Raw genomic sequence first — 15,845 nt, 5'->3', positions numbered from 1 at the left:
CTCAACAGGGCTTGGAGAGTTCAACTCACTTCAACACCCCCTATCCCCCGCTAGGCGCAGCCCCCTTGCCCAGGCTCCCCCCTGCTTTTAGTATGCTCTACGGACATTCAGCCAAAAGAGCAAAGATGAAAAAATTACTATTACCACTCGCTATCGCTGGTACCCTGATCGGAGTCCAGGCTCCCCTCTTCGCAGTCGCTCATGACCACACTAACAGTAAAGCTTCCATTGAACAGGTAAAGCTCTCCTCAGGTATTGACCTAAATGCCATGGATACCAGTGTGCGTCCCCAGGACGACTTCTTTGCTTATGTAAATGGCACTTGGCTGAAGAATACTGAGATCCCTGCGGACAAGTCCCGCTGGGGGGGGTTCTCTATTCTGAGAGATCAAAGTACCGAGCAAGTCAAAGCTCTGATTATGGAAGCCAGCCAAGGAGCCAAGGACGCCGATGCCAAGCAAATCGGAGATCTCTACAACAGCTTTATGGATAAAAAGCTGATCGAGAAAAAAGGCCTTTCCGCTGTATCCGGCGAACTCGCCAAAGTCGATGCAATTAAAAACCGCAAGGATCTTACCGATTTCTTCGCCTATGCGGATACCGTCGGCTACGATGTACCATTTGGTGGAAGTATCTGGCAGGACCTGAAACAAGTAGAAAACTACATGACCTTTCTGTGGCAGGCAGGCCTTGGACTCCCTGATCGCGACTACTACTTCGAGGACACTGAGAAGAGTAAGAAACTCCGCGAAGCCTATGTAACCTACCTCACTGATCTTCAAGACCTCGCAGGACTTAAAGAAGCTGACGACTTTGCTAACAAGATCTTCAAACTTGAGGAAAGCTTGGCAAAACACCATCGCAGCCGCGTTGATAACCGAGACCCGGAAAAGTATTACAACAAGAAAACTGTTGCTGAACTTAAAGAGCTAATGCCCGCTGTAAATTGGGACAGCTACCTGGCCAAAGCTCAATTGAAGAAGGCAGATAGTTTTATTGTCGGCCAGCCTGAGTACCTGGAAGCGGCCAATGAGATTATTGCCAATACTGAACTGGCAACCTGGAAGCGCTATCTGAAAGTTAAAGTACTCAATGCAATGGCGCCCTACATGCATGACGAAATCGCACAACTGCGCTTTAACTTCTATGGCACCACTGTTCACGGTATCGAACAGATGGAACCCCGCTGGAAACGCGGCGTGCAATTCGTCAATGGCTCTGTAGGCGAGCTGGTCGGTAAGCGCTATGTAGAAAAACACTTCCCGCCCGAAGCTAAAGAGCGCATGATCGTACTGGTTGACAATCTCAAAGCCGCATATCGCGATTCTATCGAATCCCTCGATTGGATGGGTAAGGATACAAAAAAGCAGGCTCTATTTAAGCTTAACAATTTCACCACCAAAATTGGTTACCCGGATAAATGGCGTGATTATAGTGATTTAACTGTTAGCACCGACGACCTGGTTAGTAATGTACTCGCAGCCAAACTGTTTGAATCCTCTTATGAGCGTAATAAGTTAGGCAAACCTATCGACCGCGGCGAGTGGAGTATGAGCCCACAAACAGTGAACGCTTACTATAACCCAGCCATGAATGAAATTGTGTTTCCCGCAGCCATTCTACAACCACCATTCTTCAATATGAGTGCAGACGATGCAGTCAACTACGGCGGTATCGGCGGTGTGATCGGCCACGAGATTGGGCACGGGTTCGATGATAAAGGCAGTAAATTTGATGGGCGCGGCTATCTCAACAATTGGTGGACCGACTCCGATCGTGACAATTTTGAGCAGCTGACCAGCAAGCTCGTATCTCAGTACAACGCCTACGAGCCGCTTGAGGGTGAGCACATCAACGGCGAGCTGACCCTGGGCGAGAATATTGGCGATTTATCAGGCCTGGGAATTGCCTATAAAGCTTATAAAATGTCTTTAGATGGAGAAGAAGCACCTGTTATTGACGGCTTTACTGGCGATCAAAGGGTATTTATGGGCTGGGCTCAGGTGTGGCGCAGCAAGATGCGCGATAAAGCCCTCAGTGGCCGTTTGAAGGTAGATAGCCACTCCCCCGCTGAATATCGTGTGAAAGGCGTACTGCCAAATATCGATGCTTTCTACGAAGCATTCGATATTAAGGAAGGCGATGGTATGTACCTGCCTGAAGAGGAAAGGGTAACTGTCTGGTAAATCGGTGCCCTCACCTGGCCGCCCATGCGGCCAGGTTTCCCCTCGAACAATTCTACCTCTCCCTCAACAACCCCTAATCTATCGTACCAATGTACCCACTATCACGGGGGATACCTCCCGTCGGCAGTATGACTTACCATTAGCTCACTTAAATAAGAAGAGAGTTGCCAATGGCTAACCAGTCTCAGTTTCATCTTCTCACTAGCCGCCGCTTTTTGCCGTTCTTCTGCACCCAATTCCTGGGCGCCTTCAATGACAATGTCTATAAAAATGCCCTAATTGTCATGATCGCCTTTCGCCTGGTGGAAAGTGAAGCGAACGCACTAATTAATCTGGCTGCTGGTTTGTTTATTCTTCCCTTTTTCTTATTTTCTGCCTCCGCCGGTCAGATCGCAGACAAATACGACAAGGGGAGGTTGATACGCTGGATTAAGCTAGGGGAGATCGGTATCGGTGCACTGGGCGTTTTCGCCCTTTTTAGCGGAAGCAACGCACTCTGTTTAACTGTGCTCTTTCTCCTGGGCATACAGTCCGCCTTTTTTGGCCCGGTGAAGTACGCGATTATCCCTCAACACTTGAAGCGTTCCGAACTGATAGGGGGCAATGCTCTGGTGGAAATGGGGACATTTGTGGCCATTTTGACGGGAACAATTGTCGGTAGCCTACTTGCGGGCCTCTCAGGCCAAGGTCAGCAGGGAATCCTTTACTTAGGCCTGGTAATTATGGGCGCAGCTACCCTGGGATATCTGGCCAGCCGCTCAATCCCCACAGCGCCAGCCCCCACACCCAATCTCAAAATAAACCCTAACCCCATTACTCAAACCCATAAAATACTCCGTGCCAGCGCGAATACTCCCTCAATTTTCTACTCCATTATTGGAATATCTTGGTTTTGGTTAATGGGGGCCGCGTATCTGACACAAATTCCCAGTTTTACCAAGAATGTCCTAGGTGGCAGTGAATCAGTGGTTACATTGCTGCTCTGCAGTTTTACCATTGGTATTGCCATTGGGTCTTTAATCTGCGAGCGCCTATCCAGTGGATTTATTGAACTTGGCTTAGTGCCTGTTGGCGCGGCTGGCCTAACCATAAGTGGCATTGCTCTGGGTATTGTCGGGGGGAACTTCACCGAACTCCACGAAGCCAGCTTTACCGCATTTCTAGGTACTGACGGTGCATTCTCTATTCTCAGTTGCTTGGTGCTACTGGGCATATTTGGTGGCCTCTACATAGTCCCTCTCTACACCATGATTCAGGACCGTTCTGATCCGGCAATTCGTGCACAAATTATCTCTGTAAACAATATATTGAACGCCCTCTTTATGGTGGTTTCGGCTCTGCTTGGAATTATGTTCCTCAATATATTGGGCGCGACCATTCCACAGTTCTTTCTTGTTATTGCACTTATGAATGCAGCTGTCGCCATCTTTGTGTTCGCCAAAGTGCCAGAATTTGCTATGCGATTTTTGATCTGGGCCCTTTCCCACACTATGTATCGGGTAAAGCACCAGGGACTTGAACAGATACCTGCAGAGGGACCAGCCTTAATCGCTTGTAATCATGTGAGTTATGTCGACGCACTACTACTCGCTGGTGCTGTCCGCCGCCCTATCCGCTTTATTATGTATAAGCCGATCTATGAAATCCCAATTTTGCACTTCGTCTTCAAAACAGGCAGGGCAATTCCAATTTGCTCCAAGCAGAAAGACCCTGAAGGGTATGAACAGGCTTTTCAAGCCATTGAGGAAGGGCTAAAAGATGGAGATCTTCTCTGTATATTCCCCGAAGGCCAGTTGACTAAAGACGGAGAACTACAGCCATTTAAAGCCGGCATAGAAAAAATTCTGGAGAGAACCCCCGTCCCTGTAATTCCTATGGCCCTCCAAGGTCTCTGGGGAAGCTTTTTCAGCCATAAAGACGGCCATGCTTTCACTACATTGCCCAAGCGCTTTTGGTCGCGGGTGAGCGTCGTTGCCGGCAGGCCTGTCGAAGCAGCCGGTGCCAAGGCAGAGGCTCTATACCGCCAGGTGCTGGGCTTGCGCGGAGAGAAACGCTAGCCGCCCCTTTTTCTTGACCAACAAGGGTATGTGCCTACTTCACTGGTAGGCACATAAATTCTTCTCCTGCCCCACAACGCCAGCCCCCTCCTTAAATCATTCCGATCACCTATTCTGATAGCGAGAATAGAAATACATAGCTGCTAAGGGCGGCATAGGGACGAAGGCCTAACCATGGCGCAAAGCAACCAGTTCAAGCTCCTCGCCAGTCGCCGCTTTATGCCACTGTTTCTCTCACTATTAGGTAGTGTTTTTAACGACAATCTATTCAAAAACTCCCTGCTAGTCTTACTGGCATTTCATTTAGCCAAAGCAGAAGCCAATACACTGATTAACCTCGCCAGTAGCCTCTATTTCATACCGTATTTTCTATTTTCACTCACCGCTGGACAATTGGCTGATAAGTATGAAAAGGGTCGGGTCATCAGAATTATTAAAGCCATCGAAATACTAATCGGTGTCCTCGGGGCCGTTGCACTACTCACTGACAACCAAGTTTTAAGTTTTATCGTATTAATACTTTTTGCCACCCACACAGCTTTCTTTAGCCCTGTCAGATATGCCATCTTACCGCAGCACCTAAAACAGTCAGAATTGCTTGGAGGCAATGGCTTAGCCCAGGTTGCATCCTTTTCCGGAGTGCTTATTGGAACAATTGTCGGCACCCTTCTCGCCGGTGATGTGGGCCAGGGAAAACCAGGGCTTTTATATCTGAGCCTGGTGATGGTCACTGTCGCTGTACTTGGCTATCTCGCCAGTAGGGCAATCCCCCCCGCTCCTTCCTCAGCCCCCAATTTGAAAATAGATTGGAACCCCATCAGCCAAACCCTGAGAATTATGCGGGAAGTGATTAAAACACCCACAGTTTTTTACGCAATTATTGCAAACTCCTGGTTCTGGTTATTTAGCACGGCATATCTAACCCAGGTTCCCAGTTTTGTAAGAAATGTGCTTGGCGCCAGTGAACCAATAATCACGATACTACTCTGCTGCCTAACTGTTGGCGTTGCTGTAGGCTCACTAATGTGTGAAAGCTTGTCTCGCGGGCGTATTGAACTGGGCTTGGTGGCAGCCGGCGGGCTGGGAATGACTGTGGCGGGACTTTGGTTGGGCATCCTATCGGGAAACTATCAGATGCTCTCCAACGCATCCCTTAGCCAATTTCTACAGAGTGACGGTGGACTGAGCATCTTATTTATCACGACTTTTATCGGCGTTGCCGCTGGTATTTTTATCGTACCGCTATACGCCATTATTCAGGAAAGGACAGCAGAACAAATTCGCGCGCAGGTTATCTCTGTCAATAATGTCCTTAATGCCGTATTTGTAGTCATTATTTCTTTTTCTATTATTGGGTTACTCGGGCCTGCGGGAATGACAATTCCCCAAATATTTTCTCTGCTGGCCGTACTAAATTTCGCCCTTTTAGTACTCCTACTTTTTCGAATGCCGGTAATGTTATTCGATACCCTTACTTGGCTAACCTATATCCTGCCCAGGCGCACAAAATATGAGAGACTTGAGCAAATCCCCACCGAAGGCTCAGCACTTCTACTTGCCCGTTACTCTAACCTGCTAACACCATTTATTATTAGCGGAGCAACACAACGCAAGATTCGCTTTATCCCCAGCGACGCCATTATTAACAGCCCAAGGCTTCATGCACTTTTACGAAAAAGTGACTATTTCCCAAAAAACTACTATGAAAACGAAGCTTCAGAACTCAAGAGAAAGCACATTGCCATTCAAGAAGCGGAGGCCAACAGGGATCTTCTGTGTATTTTGATTGAAGAAAGCAACAGGAAAGAGATTGCGGAGCTAGTCACGCTACTCAAGGAGAGTTTTCAAGGCACATCATTGCCTCTTATCCCGGTATCACTCCAAAGTTCGTTTGGCCATAAACGAAACCTGAAGAGAATAGTGCAGGTTGGCAGCTCAATACCGCTTGCAGAAATTTCTCCAGAACGGCTATCCGATATCCTCAAGGGTGGCGAATAAAGAGGAGAAAAAAGGGATAAACAGGAGGCAGGCTATCAAAAATAGGGTACCCACAAGTTGCGAGTACCCGAAGTCCGCTTAGGCCGCTTTCGCAGAACTGGAATCTGAGCGGTTGCCTTTCAGCAACAACCACAGAGCAGCAACCAGTATCGCCCCCTGAACACCAACGCCTTGCCAAGTTGGGTTAATGCCCAGCCAGTCAAAACTGAGGTTTACCGGCAGCGGAGAAATTGCAATCCACGCCGCTTCTTGCAGTGCGGAGACTGCCTTGCCGGCAAGTACGAATGATAATAAAAGCAGCAAATAGGTCGTCATAGAGAAGAACTTGCCAATAGGCAGACGCACGGAGAAGCGCACAAAAGTAACACCCAATACAACCAGCAATACCGCACCAGCAGCGAGGCCACCCCACAGGGCGCTGTACTGGCTGGAAGCAGTTTGTACCAGTAAAGCTTGGTAGAAGAGGATGGTTTCAAAGATTTCGCGATATACGGCGACAAATGAGAGCCCGGTGATGCCCCACAGGGCGCCAGCGCTAAGGCTGCGGTTGATGCTGTTCTGGATATATTGCTGCCACTGATCGGCCTGTGTTTTACTGTGCATCCAGAAACCTACATAGAAAAGCACAATAGCAGCTAGAAGCGCTGCGACTCCTTCCATAACCTCCCGGCTGGCGCCACTGATGGAAACCAAACTCTGCGCGGCAATCCAAGTAACAACACCTGTGACCGCGGCGCTGATCCAACCGAAGTGTACAAATTTCAACGCATCGCGGCGACCGGTTTTGACCAGGATGGTTGTCAGTGCAATCACAACCAGCAGCGCCTCGAGGCCTTCGCGCAAAAGAATCAGCAAGCTTTCAATGAACAGTATACCCGCAGAGAGAGTTGTCTCCTGCATTAAAGATTCGGCGCGCCCGAGTTGCTCAAGAATTACCTGTACCTGAGCCCCGACTTGCTCGGGGTTACTATCGGCATTCAGTTGACTGCGCAGCCCCAGCAGCTCCCGCTCAGTGGCTTTACGCAGATCGGCATCGAGGGAATCCAGAGAACTCTCCGCCATCTCAAAACCGTCCAGGTAGGCACTAATAGCTAGGGTGCGGGCGTGATCGTAGTTACCTTCCTGGTAGGCCACCAGGGACTTTTCCAGTTGCGCACGGGCTATCTCAATCGGCTGGGTGCCGAGGCTCTCTTCACCAGCAAAGAAGGGTGTGGGGTCGGCACGCAGGGAGCCAACTGCCGCGCCGGACAGTTCCGGGCGATCACTCTGCAGCACATTGGGGCTGTACATCACTATATCCTGCAAGCTCGGCTCAGCGCCTTCGCCCTCCCCCACTTCACCTTGGAAAGCCAGGCCGCCAACATAAAATGCCAGGGACCAGCGCTGCTGCTCATTCAGGTTTTTGAAGGCGGTCATTGCAGTGCCATCGATACCGTTACTGATAGCATCGTAAAGGCCCAACAGGGAGCGATTTTCAGCGCGCTCCAACTCGTAGAAGTTTGTAGGCGCCGGCTCCAACTGTGCCGCTAAGGGGCCATCCCCTCTACCCTCAATACCATGGCAGGTAACACACTGCGCCTGGTAGATAGCGCGACTCTCATCCACATTCAGCAATGCAGTGGGCAAAGATAGCTCGGGGGCGATAGATAGTAGCCCCTGACGCAACTTGGCGGTATGCGCTTGCACTTCCTGCACATTGGCCTTGCGGAGAATCGCCGCTTGCAACGCATCCGCCTCGGTGCGGATCATCGCCGCTTCGGGCGACTCTTGCAGTTGTGCGCCGCGATCGATCAGTACCGAGGCGAACTCCTGCATCTCTGCAAACTCATCGTCACTAATGATCTCCCCGTCTGCCACCGCTTCCGGGTAATCCACACCGATGTACTCTGCCATCTGCATCAGCTGGCGCAATTCCTGCTCTGAAAGACCGGAGGCCTGGGCTTGGACGGGTAGAACCGTAATGGCCAGTAGCGCCACTAGCAGGCGGGCCAAGTGTAAGGTGAGGCGCATGGAGAATCCTTTACTGTTATTGCAAAAGGGTTTTATCAATCTGGCGCATAATATAATTGGTAATCATTCTCACAATAAAGCCTGCAAAAGGGCTACTCCCAAATAAAGCGGTTGCAAAAAAGATTGTGCACAACTAAATTTAGCAAAATACAAACCGTCGAGGCTCTCCCAATGACCGATCTCTACTCAATTCCTGTGCAAACCGCTGATGGGCAAAAGACCACTCTGGCCGATTACAAAGACAAGGTGGTGCTAGTTGTTAACACGGCCAGTAAATGTGGCTTCACCAAGCAATATGCGGGCCTTGAGGATTTATATAAAAAATACAAAGACCGTGGATTTACCGTCTTGGGCTTTCCCTGCAATCAATTTGGCAAGCAGGAACCCGGTAGCGATGAGGAAATTCAGGAGTTTTGTGAACTGAACTTTGGAGTCAGCTTCCCCGTCTACGCCAAGCTGGACGTCAATGGCGATGAAGCTCACCCGCTGTTTGTGGAGCTCAAGAAACGTGCGCCGGGCCTATTGGGAACCGAGGGCATTAAGTGGAATTTCACGAAGTTCTTGATCGGCAAGAATGGCGAGAATGTTAAACGCTACGCGCCGAAGGATGCACCAGCATCCCTGGAGACAGAAATCGAGCGCATGCTCTGATGGTTGTCTGTGATGACGATTCCGGCGAGCTGGCACTGAACCGCCAGCTATGTTTTGCCCTCTACGCCGCATCCCGAGCAATGACCCGCGCCTACCAGCCGATGCTAAAGGAATTGGGGATCACCTATCCGCAATATCTGGTTTTAATGGTTCTGTGGGAGTGGGCCAACACCAAGGCGCCATCGGAAGAAGAGCAGAGCGTCAGTGCACTGGGGCAGAGGCTGATGCTGGATTCCGGCACCTTGACCCCGCTGCTCAAGCGGATGGAGCAAAACGGCCTGGTCAAGCGTCGCCGCAGCAATCTGGATGAACGGATAACCCTGATCACTGTGACAAAGGAAGGCCTTGCCCTTAAACCAAGAGCCAGAGAGTGGGTGACAGCACAGCTGGACAACAGCCGTATCAGCCGCAGCGAGGTAGAGCAACTACACGGAGACTTGTGGCAGTTTCTGCATAAATTGACCGATACCGCCCCTTAAGAGCGGGCCCCATTGAAAGCTCCAGTGGGGCCGCCCACCAAAGCAAGGATAAAAACATCAAAAACCCGACATAAATGAAAATAATATAACAAAATAGGAAAATTAAACGCCAATATTAGGATCAGCATTGACCTTTAACTTGATTACACTTCATAATGCCCTGAATCCGACCTAACGCGGAAACTGTTGTATATGAAGACTCCATTTATCACTCAGCGCCAGTCTTTTCTTGCCCTAGCTTTCTCGCTACGACTGCCCCTGCGCGGCATATAATTTTTCTCCCCCCCACCCCCAACAGAATTCCAAACTTTATTTGAGCGATGCATAGACAGCGGCAAGGCCCCCTGTTTAGCCTCAAAGCAAATAAGGAGAACAAACGAAAATGAGCACTAAAAAAGATAAGTTAGTCATTTTTGATACCACTCTGCGCGATGGTGAGCAGAGTCCTGGCGCCTCTATGACGAGAGAGGAAAAAATTCGCATCGCCCGCATGCTTGAGAGAATGCGTGTCGATGTCATTGAGGCTGGATTCGCGATTGCCAGTCCCGGAGACTTCGAGTCGGTCAAGGCCGTCGCTGAAGCCGTTACCGAATCACGGGTTTGCAGCCTTGCCCGAGCGGTCAATGCCGATATCGTGCGCGCTGGCGAAGCCCTGAAGAATGCCAACGCCTCGCGTATCCACACATTTATTGCCACTTCTCCAATCCATATGAAATACAAGCTGCAAATGGAACCGGAAGCGGTGTTGCAGCAGGCAGTGAAAGCGGTTCAAACAGCGCGCAACTTTACTGACGATGTGGAATTCTCCCTTGAGGATGGCAGCCGCTCCGAGCCGGAATTTATGTATCGCATCATCGAAGCGGTTATTGCGGCAGGAGCCGGCACTATCAATATTCCCGACACCGTTGGTTACGGAGAGCCGGAAGAATATGGGGCTATGTTCCGCCGCGTTATCGAAAACGTTCCCAACTCCGACAAAGCCATCTTTTCGACCCACTGTCACAACGACCTGGGCCTCGCCGTTGCCAACTCCCTGTCGGCCGTGATGAACGGTGTGCGCCAAGTGGAATGCACCATCAATGGCTTGGGAGAGCGCGCCGGTAATGCCTCCCTGGAAGAAATCGTTATGGCAGTACAAACCCGCCAGGATCTCTACCCGGTAGAAACAGGGCTGGATACCAGCCACATCGTGCCCACTTCGAGAATGGTGTCGTCGATTACCGGCTTCCCGGTACAGCCCAACAAGGCCATTGTCGGTGCTAATGCCTTTGCCCATGAATCCGGTATTCACCAGGATGGTGTTCTGAAACACCGCGAGACCTACGAAATCATGCGCGCTGAAGATGTAGGCTGGGGTCAAAACCGTCTGGTTCTCGGTAAACACTCCGGCCGGGCTGCTGTCCGCGCCCGCTACGAAGAGCTGGGGGTAGAATTCGCCGATACCGAAGAATTCCAGCAGGTATTTGCCCGCTTTAAAGACCTCGCCGACAAGAAACATGAGATCTTTGACGAAGATCTGCAGTCTCTGGTGAGCGGAGGCGAATCCCCAGTGGAACGGTTCCAACTGAGCGACCTGGATGTGCGCACCAAAATCGGTTCAGCCCCCCAGGCCTTTGTCAGCCTCACCATTGACGGAGAACTCCGGCAGACTGAAGCCAGCGGTGGCGGCCCCGTAGATGCCACCTTCAAAGCTATTGAACAGCTGGTAAACAGTGGCGCCGATTTAAAACTGTATTCTGTAAATGCGGTCACCCAGGGAACAGACTCCCAAGGGTCCGTTACAGTGCGCCTGGAAAAGGACGGCCGCCTGGTCAATGGCGTTGGCGCGGATACGGATATCCTGATTGCTTCAGCACAAGCCTACATGGATGCGTTAAACTTGCTCGCCAGCAGTGAGAGTAAGAAACAGGGCGTATAAGTGAACGAGCTTCAGCGAGCGGAATATTTATCAGTACTTGGGGTTCCAAGCTATGTGCCCCGATTCGTATTGCCGCTCGCACCCGATCCTCGCCAGGCCGAACTGCCTCCCGCCGAAGAGGCTCCTGGGACTCAGCAGCCTCCGGTTGCAAGTGGAATAGCTCAAAATCCACTGCCCCACTCAGCAGATCAGATAATTACCCAGCCGGTGCAGAGTCTGGAGCGCAACGCCCGTGTGCTAGATGAAATAAGCGCTCTCACCGACCAGACAAAACGCCCACAAGAGACGGTGGCAGTGACACCGGCTCCTGTTGCCCCCCCCCAGCACAATGTTAAGCCTTTTGTTTTGAACTGCTGGCGTATTGGGGAAGAACTCCTGGCCGTGGACAGCCACGAGCCCGGTGCAGCTCTCCCCCTGGAAGCCCTGTTCAACAATATTCTCCGCGCCTTGCACTGGCACCAGCTCCCCCGGCAACAGGAACGCCTGCAATGGCCTTTAACAGAAAATCGCTTTGGTCCAGCCGAAGACGCCTCACAGGCTCGCGATACATTCTCCAGCTGGTTAGAGGCCTCTTATTCTCGCATGCCGGTTAAATCCATCTGGCTGATGGGTAGTGAGGCTCAAGATTTTTGCACTCCAATCCCTTTGGAAAGCCAGGTTGTCGAATGGCAGAGGGCCCGCTTAATTAGTACGCCCAGCCTCTCGCAACTATTGCGAGCCCCCGAACTTAAACGCCCCCTGTGGAATCTGTTGCGCACTAGTTATCCGACTGAAACCCGCGCAGAATGACCAATTTAAATTACACTGAGCTACAGTTGCGCTCCGCCGTTGCCGACGACTGTGCATCTCTGGCCCAGTTGGCAAAAAGTGCCCACAGTCATCCGTGGAGTGAAGCCCAATACCAGCAGAGTCTCAGCGCTGGCCACTACTGCTGGGTCCTGATCCAAGGCGATGACATTATCGCCTGTTGCGTGATCAGTAGTCTGTTTAACCAAGCAGAAATCCTGGATATTGCCGTATCCCCAGCGCGACGCCGACAGGGCCTCGCTGAGGCACTACTAAACAGCGTGAAAACGGAATTGCCCAGCGAAATTGAACGAGTTTTGCTCGAGGTGCGGGTATCCAATCTCGCTGCGCGCTCCCTCTATCGCAAACTGGGTTTCTCTGAAGACGGGATACGCAAAAATTATTACCCCGCGCAAAACGGCATGCGCGAGGACGCTGTACTCATGAGTCTCGCTCTGAATGACACTCAGTCGTAGAATGAGCCTCTCATTCGGAATTCCCGCCTTACCGACAAGGCCTTGAACGGCAGGCAACCACTCCTGCTCTGTAACACTATTCCCGACTTCCCAACCCCCTCGTTGGATTGACAAGAGTTATACATGTCTCTATCAAAAAGCAGCCCATCACTGCTGGAAGGCTCAGTTTCCAGTCACTTACAGAGACTGGCGCTACCCATGGTCTGGGGAATTCTCGCCGCCATGTCCTTTAATATCGCTGATACCTATTTTGTCTCCCAGCTGGGCGATGGCCCCCTGGCAGCGATGAGTTTTACCTTTCCGGTAGTGATGGCCATAAACAGCTTTGCTATCGGCCTCGGCGCAGGTACCTCTTCGGCTGTGGCCCGGGTTTACGGCGCAGGGGATATAAAGAACGTTCGCCGCCTGGTAACTGACGCATCTGTACTGGCACTGCTGATTGCTATTGTGATTACTGCAATCGGCCTGGCCACCATGCGCCCTCTATTTGAGCTGCTGGGCGCCGGCCCCGATATGCTTCCGCTTATTGCCGATTACATGATCCCCTGGTATCTGGGAACCATCTTTGTCATTGTCCCGACCGTCGCGCTCGCTGCTCTTCGCGCCATTGGTAACAGCGCGGTAACCGGCCGTATTATGGTGGCGGTAGCCCTACTGAACCTGATTCTCGACCCCATTTTGATTTTTGGGCTTTTCGGCTTTCCCCGGCTTGAGCTCCAGGGAGCAGCTATCGCTACGATTATCGTGCGCGCCCTGAGCTTTATTGCTGCACTTTACTTCATCATCAAAAAAGAACACCTAATGACAGCCCCACAATGGCGGCTGAGCGGCCTACTCGAATCCTGGCGCAAAGTGTTGGCTGTCGGGCTTCCCGCTGTGCTCACCAATGTCATTATTCCCGTATCCGGAGGTGTTGTCGTTGCACTCGTTGCCGTGCACGGCGAAGATGCCGTCGCAGGCCTGGGAGTCGCACTCCGAGTAGAACCCCTGGCACTCATTGTGTTTTACGCACTTTCCTCTGTGGTCGGCCCCTTTATGGGACAGAACGCCGGGGCGGAAAAGACCGACCGCCTGCGGGAAACCGTGAGCGTACTGGCAAGATTCTGCCTGGTATTTGGAGCGGGACTGGCGGTGCTTCTCTACTTTGTTGCAGAACCTATCGTAAGTCTGTTCAGTGATTCCACTGAAGTTCTCGCCGTCGCTGTTGCCTACCTGACCCTGGTACCTCTCAGCTATGCCGGCTACGGCTTTGTGATGTCTGCCAATGCCGCATTCAATGGACTCGGGAAACCGCTGCCTGCAACTGTTATTTCTTTCCTGCGGGTACTGGGCCTCTACCTGCCCCTAGCCTGGATTGGAAACAGCCTGTGGGGCATGACCGGCCTGTTTGTCGCTACAGCAGCATCAAACCTGATTCTCGGCTTTGTTTCCTGGTGGTGGCTGCGCCGCGATACGCACCAGCGCACAGCAGAGACAACAACCAGCCCCGAGCTGTCAACCAACTGATCAATCTATGGGCCGAATCACTCCTGATTGGGCCCATATCTATCCACCCCCCCCAAAAAAACACAACACAAGGAAATCAGTGCCTTAACGGGCAGCGTACACATTACTTCCCATTTTTGCCGATAACTTCAAATTCCTCCAAACCCCGGCAGACAGCAGCATAGCCCGCCTTCTTCTCTTACTACGAAACATGGATGGTGATTCGATGAGGCTTCAGGAGAGTTTCCCCTTTCAAACCCGTACCCTATTAATCAGCGCACTGACAATACTTCTGGTTTGTACACCATTAACAGGGTGCGACAACGACGATTCAGACCCACCTCCATCAGACGACGATACTGGCGATGACAGCAGCCCCTGGGTGCTAAATACCGACGATGAACGGGCGCCTTACATCTATGAGAGCAATAGTAATGAGCAGGTCCTGGTCAATGTGCAAAGCATCGAAACTGTTACTGTCGACGGCAGGGAATACAGTCAAGTCACTGCATCCGGCATCCCGGATTATGAAATTGAAATCACCACCGCTATTTACAACGAGCTAATCAATCGCCCCAAGGCAAACACCGACTTTGTCTATGGCAGCCCCACAGTACAAATTGGCGATATCGTGAGTTTTGGCCAGGATATCGGCTTTAGCAGTAATCCAAATACCTGCTACGCCGAAGCAGGGTTTGGGTTTTGGCCGCCGGGCCCGGTCTGCCCAGAAAATGTTTCCCACAACAGCTATTTTCCAACTGAGCCAGAGGTCTCGGAAGAAGACTGTGAGAGTGGACTCGGACCGCAGGGTTATTGGGTCAACGGAACCTCTATCTACCAGTGGAGCGATGGACAGTCTGTGAATGGTACCTGGCACACTTTGGCACCTGTCGCTGAGATGTACGATGTTGATATTTGTGGTGGACACGCTGCCCGGGGAGACTATCACCACCACTTCTACAGCGATTGCCTGGCCGACTTGGTTGGAGATACTGGAGATAGCCACTCCCCCGTCTACGGGTTTACCGCCGATGGCTATCCCATTTATGGCCCTTGGGAGGCCGATGGTGTACTGGCAATAAGTAGCTGGGTCACTAGAGACTATGACGATGCCGACTCTAATAGCGGCTGCGGGATTACAGGCGAGCGCCGTTGTTTACTGGTAGATGAATACGATTTATCACAGGGCACAAATTCACTTGCCCAATCCGGCCCCAGTACCAGCGATACATTTACGTCCCTATCAGGCAACCTTTTTCAAACCACCAGCGGTTTTTTTTACGAAGACTATTACTGGGACTCCAATTTGACCGACCAGGAAGGCGCTTATCTGGATCAATACAATGGGCACAGTGACAGCGAACGTGGTTATCACTACCACCTAACGGTAGAGCTGAATGATGAAGGGCAGCTGACACCATCATTCCCCTATACCTTTGGGCCCCGCTTTTACGGCAAACTCGATGACCAGACAATTGTGAATGTTTGCTCCGATGAAGTCGGGGGAGGTTTTCCCCCTGGCCCACCGCCCATGTAGCTAGGCCAGAAAGAAAGCAGCTATTTACTACATTTTGTTTCGGTCCGGAATAGATCAACAATTTCAGACCGAAACACACTCCCCCGATAAATTTCCAAAAGCCAATAGGGAACCAATCAGTCAGCTAAAATCTCATTGAGAATTATATTCTCTCCAAGAAAATAAAAATAAAAAATTATAACCCTAAAAGAAACGATTAAATAACCTAGTTTTTGCCTTTTATCGCTAAAAAAAAATCCATACTTATGACTTTACGCACAAA

The 15,845-nt window shown here is 51.1% G+C and carries 11 protein-coding genes; 10 read left to right on the top strand and 1 reads right to left on the bottom strand.

What is annotated here, in order from left to right; translation table 11 throughout:
- The first annotated feature begins 125 nt into the window (after positions 1-125).
- The 3 genes from ACJJIE_RS20125 to ACJJIE_RS20115 all read left to right on the top strand — a co-directional run bounded on the left by ACJJIE_RS20125 (position 126) and on the right by ACJJIE_RS20115 (position 6,241).
- Positions 126-2,186, top strand: coding sequence for a M13 family metallopeptidase (locus ACJJIE_RS20125; RefSeq protein WP_444892763.1), 2,061 nt, complete (start codon positions 126-128; stop codon positions 2,184-2,186).
- Positions 2,187-2,356: 170 nt separating this feature from the next.
- Complete coding sequence (locus tag ACJJIE_RS20120; RefSeq protein WP_282934313.1) at positions 2,357-4,243, top strand: MFS transporter; 1,887 nt, start codon at positions 2,357-2,359, stop codon at positions 4,241-4,243.
- Positions 4,244-4,417: 174 nt separating this feature from the next.
- Complete coding sequence (locus ACJJIE_RS20115; RefSeq protein ID WP_444892762.1) at positions 4,418-6,241, top strand: MFS transporter; 1,824 nt, start codon at positions 4,418-4,420, stop codon at positions 6,239-6,241.
- A gap of 78 nt (positions 6,242-6,319) precedes the next feature.
- Here ACJJIE_RS20115 and ACJJIE_RS20110 read toward each other — a convergent pair whose 3' ends face one another.
- Complete coding sequence (locus ACJJIE_RS20110; protein WP_282934316.1) at positions 6,320-8,251, bottom strand: cytochrome c/FTR1 family iron permease; 1,932 nt, start codon at positions 8,249-8,251, stop codon at positions 6,320-6,322.
- Positions 8,252-8,422: 171 nt separating this feature from the next.
- Here ACJJIE_RS20110 and ACJJIE_RS20105 point away from each other — a divergent pair, with 171 nt between their 5' ends.
- The 7 genes from ACJJIE_RS20105 (at position 8,423) to ACJJIE_RS20075 (ending at position 15,583) form a co-directional block, all read left to right on the top strand.
- Positions 8,423-8,902 carry a glutathione peroxidase gene (locus ACJJIE_RS20105; RefSeq protein WP_282934317.1) on the top strand — a complete coding sequence of 160 codons (480 nt, stop codon included), beginning with the start codon at positions 8,423-8,425 and terminating at the stop codon, positions 8,900-8,902.
- Positions 8,902-9,381, top strand: a complete 480-nt coding sequence (locus tag ACJJIE_RS20100) for a MarR family winged helix-turn-helix transcriptional regulator (protein ID WP_282934318.1) — start codon at positions 8,902-8,904, stop codon at positions 9,379-9,381. Before ACJJIE_RS20105 ends, ACJJIE_RS20100 begins: the two co-directional genes overlap by 1 nt.
- Positions 9,382-9,763: 382 nt before the next feature.
- A complete protein-coding gene (locus ACJJIE_RS20095; protein ID WP_282934319.1) occupies positions 9,764-11,299 on the top strand; it encodes a 2-isopropylmalate synthase in 1,536 nt (511 codons plus the stop codon).
- Positions 11,300-12,088: a uracil-DNA glycosylase family protein gene (locus tag ACJJIE_RS20090; protein ID WP_444892761.1), complete on the top strand. Its 789-nt coding sequence runs from the start codon at positions 11,300-11,302 to the stop codon at positions 12,086-12,088.
- Positions 12,085-12,561, top strand: a complete 477-nt coding sequence (gene rimI, locus ACJJIE_RS20085) for a ribosomal protein S18-alanine N-acetyltransferase (protein ID WP_282934322.1) — start codon at positions 12,085-12,087, stop codon at positions 12,559-12,561. The genes ACJJIE_RS20090 and rimI overlap by 4 nt, the downstream gene beginning before the upstream one ends.
- Before the next feature lie 123 nt (positions 12,562-12,684).
- Positions 12,685-14,067, top strand: a complete 1,383-nt coding sequence (locus tag ACJJIE_RS20080; protein WP_282934323.1) for an MATE family efflux transporter — start codon at positions 12,685-12,687, stop codon at positions 14,065-14,067.
- Between the two features lie 205 nt (positions 14,068-14,272).
- Positions 14,273-15,583, top strand: coding sequence for a YHYH protein (locus ACJJIE_RS20075; protein WP_444892760.1), 1,311 nt, complete (start codon positions 14,273-14,275; stop codon positions 15,581-15,583).
- Positions 15,584-15,845: the final 262 nt, after the last annotated feature.

This window comes from Microbulbifer maximicatervae (SeqCode), from assembly GCF_052467325.1.
The sequence above is the reverse complement of the archived record's forward strand: the minus strand, read 5'-3'. Positions and strand labels throughout refer to the sequence as shown.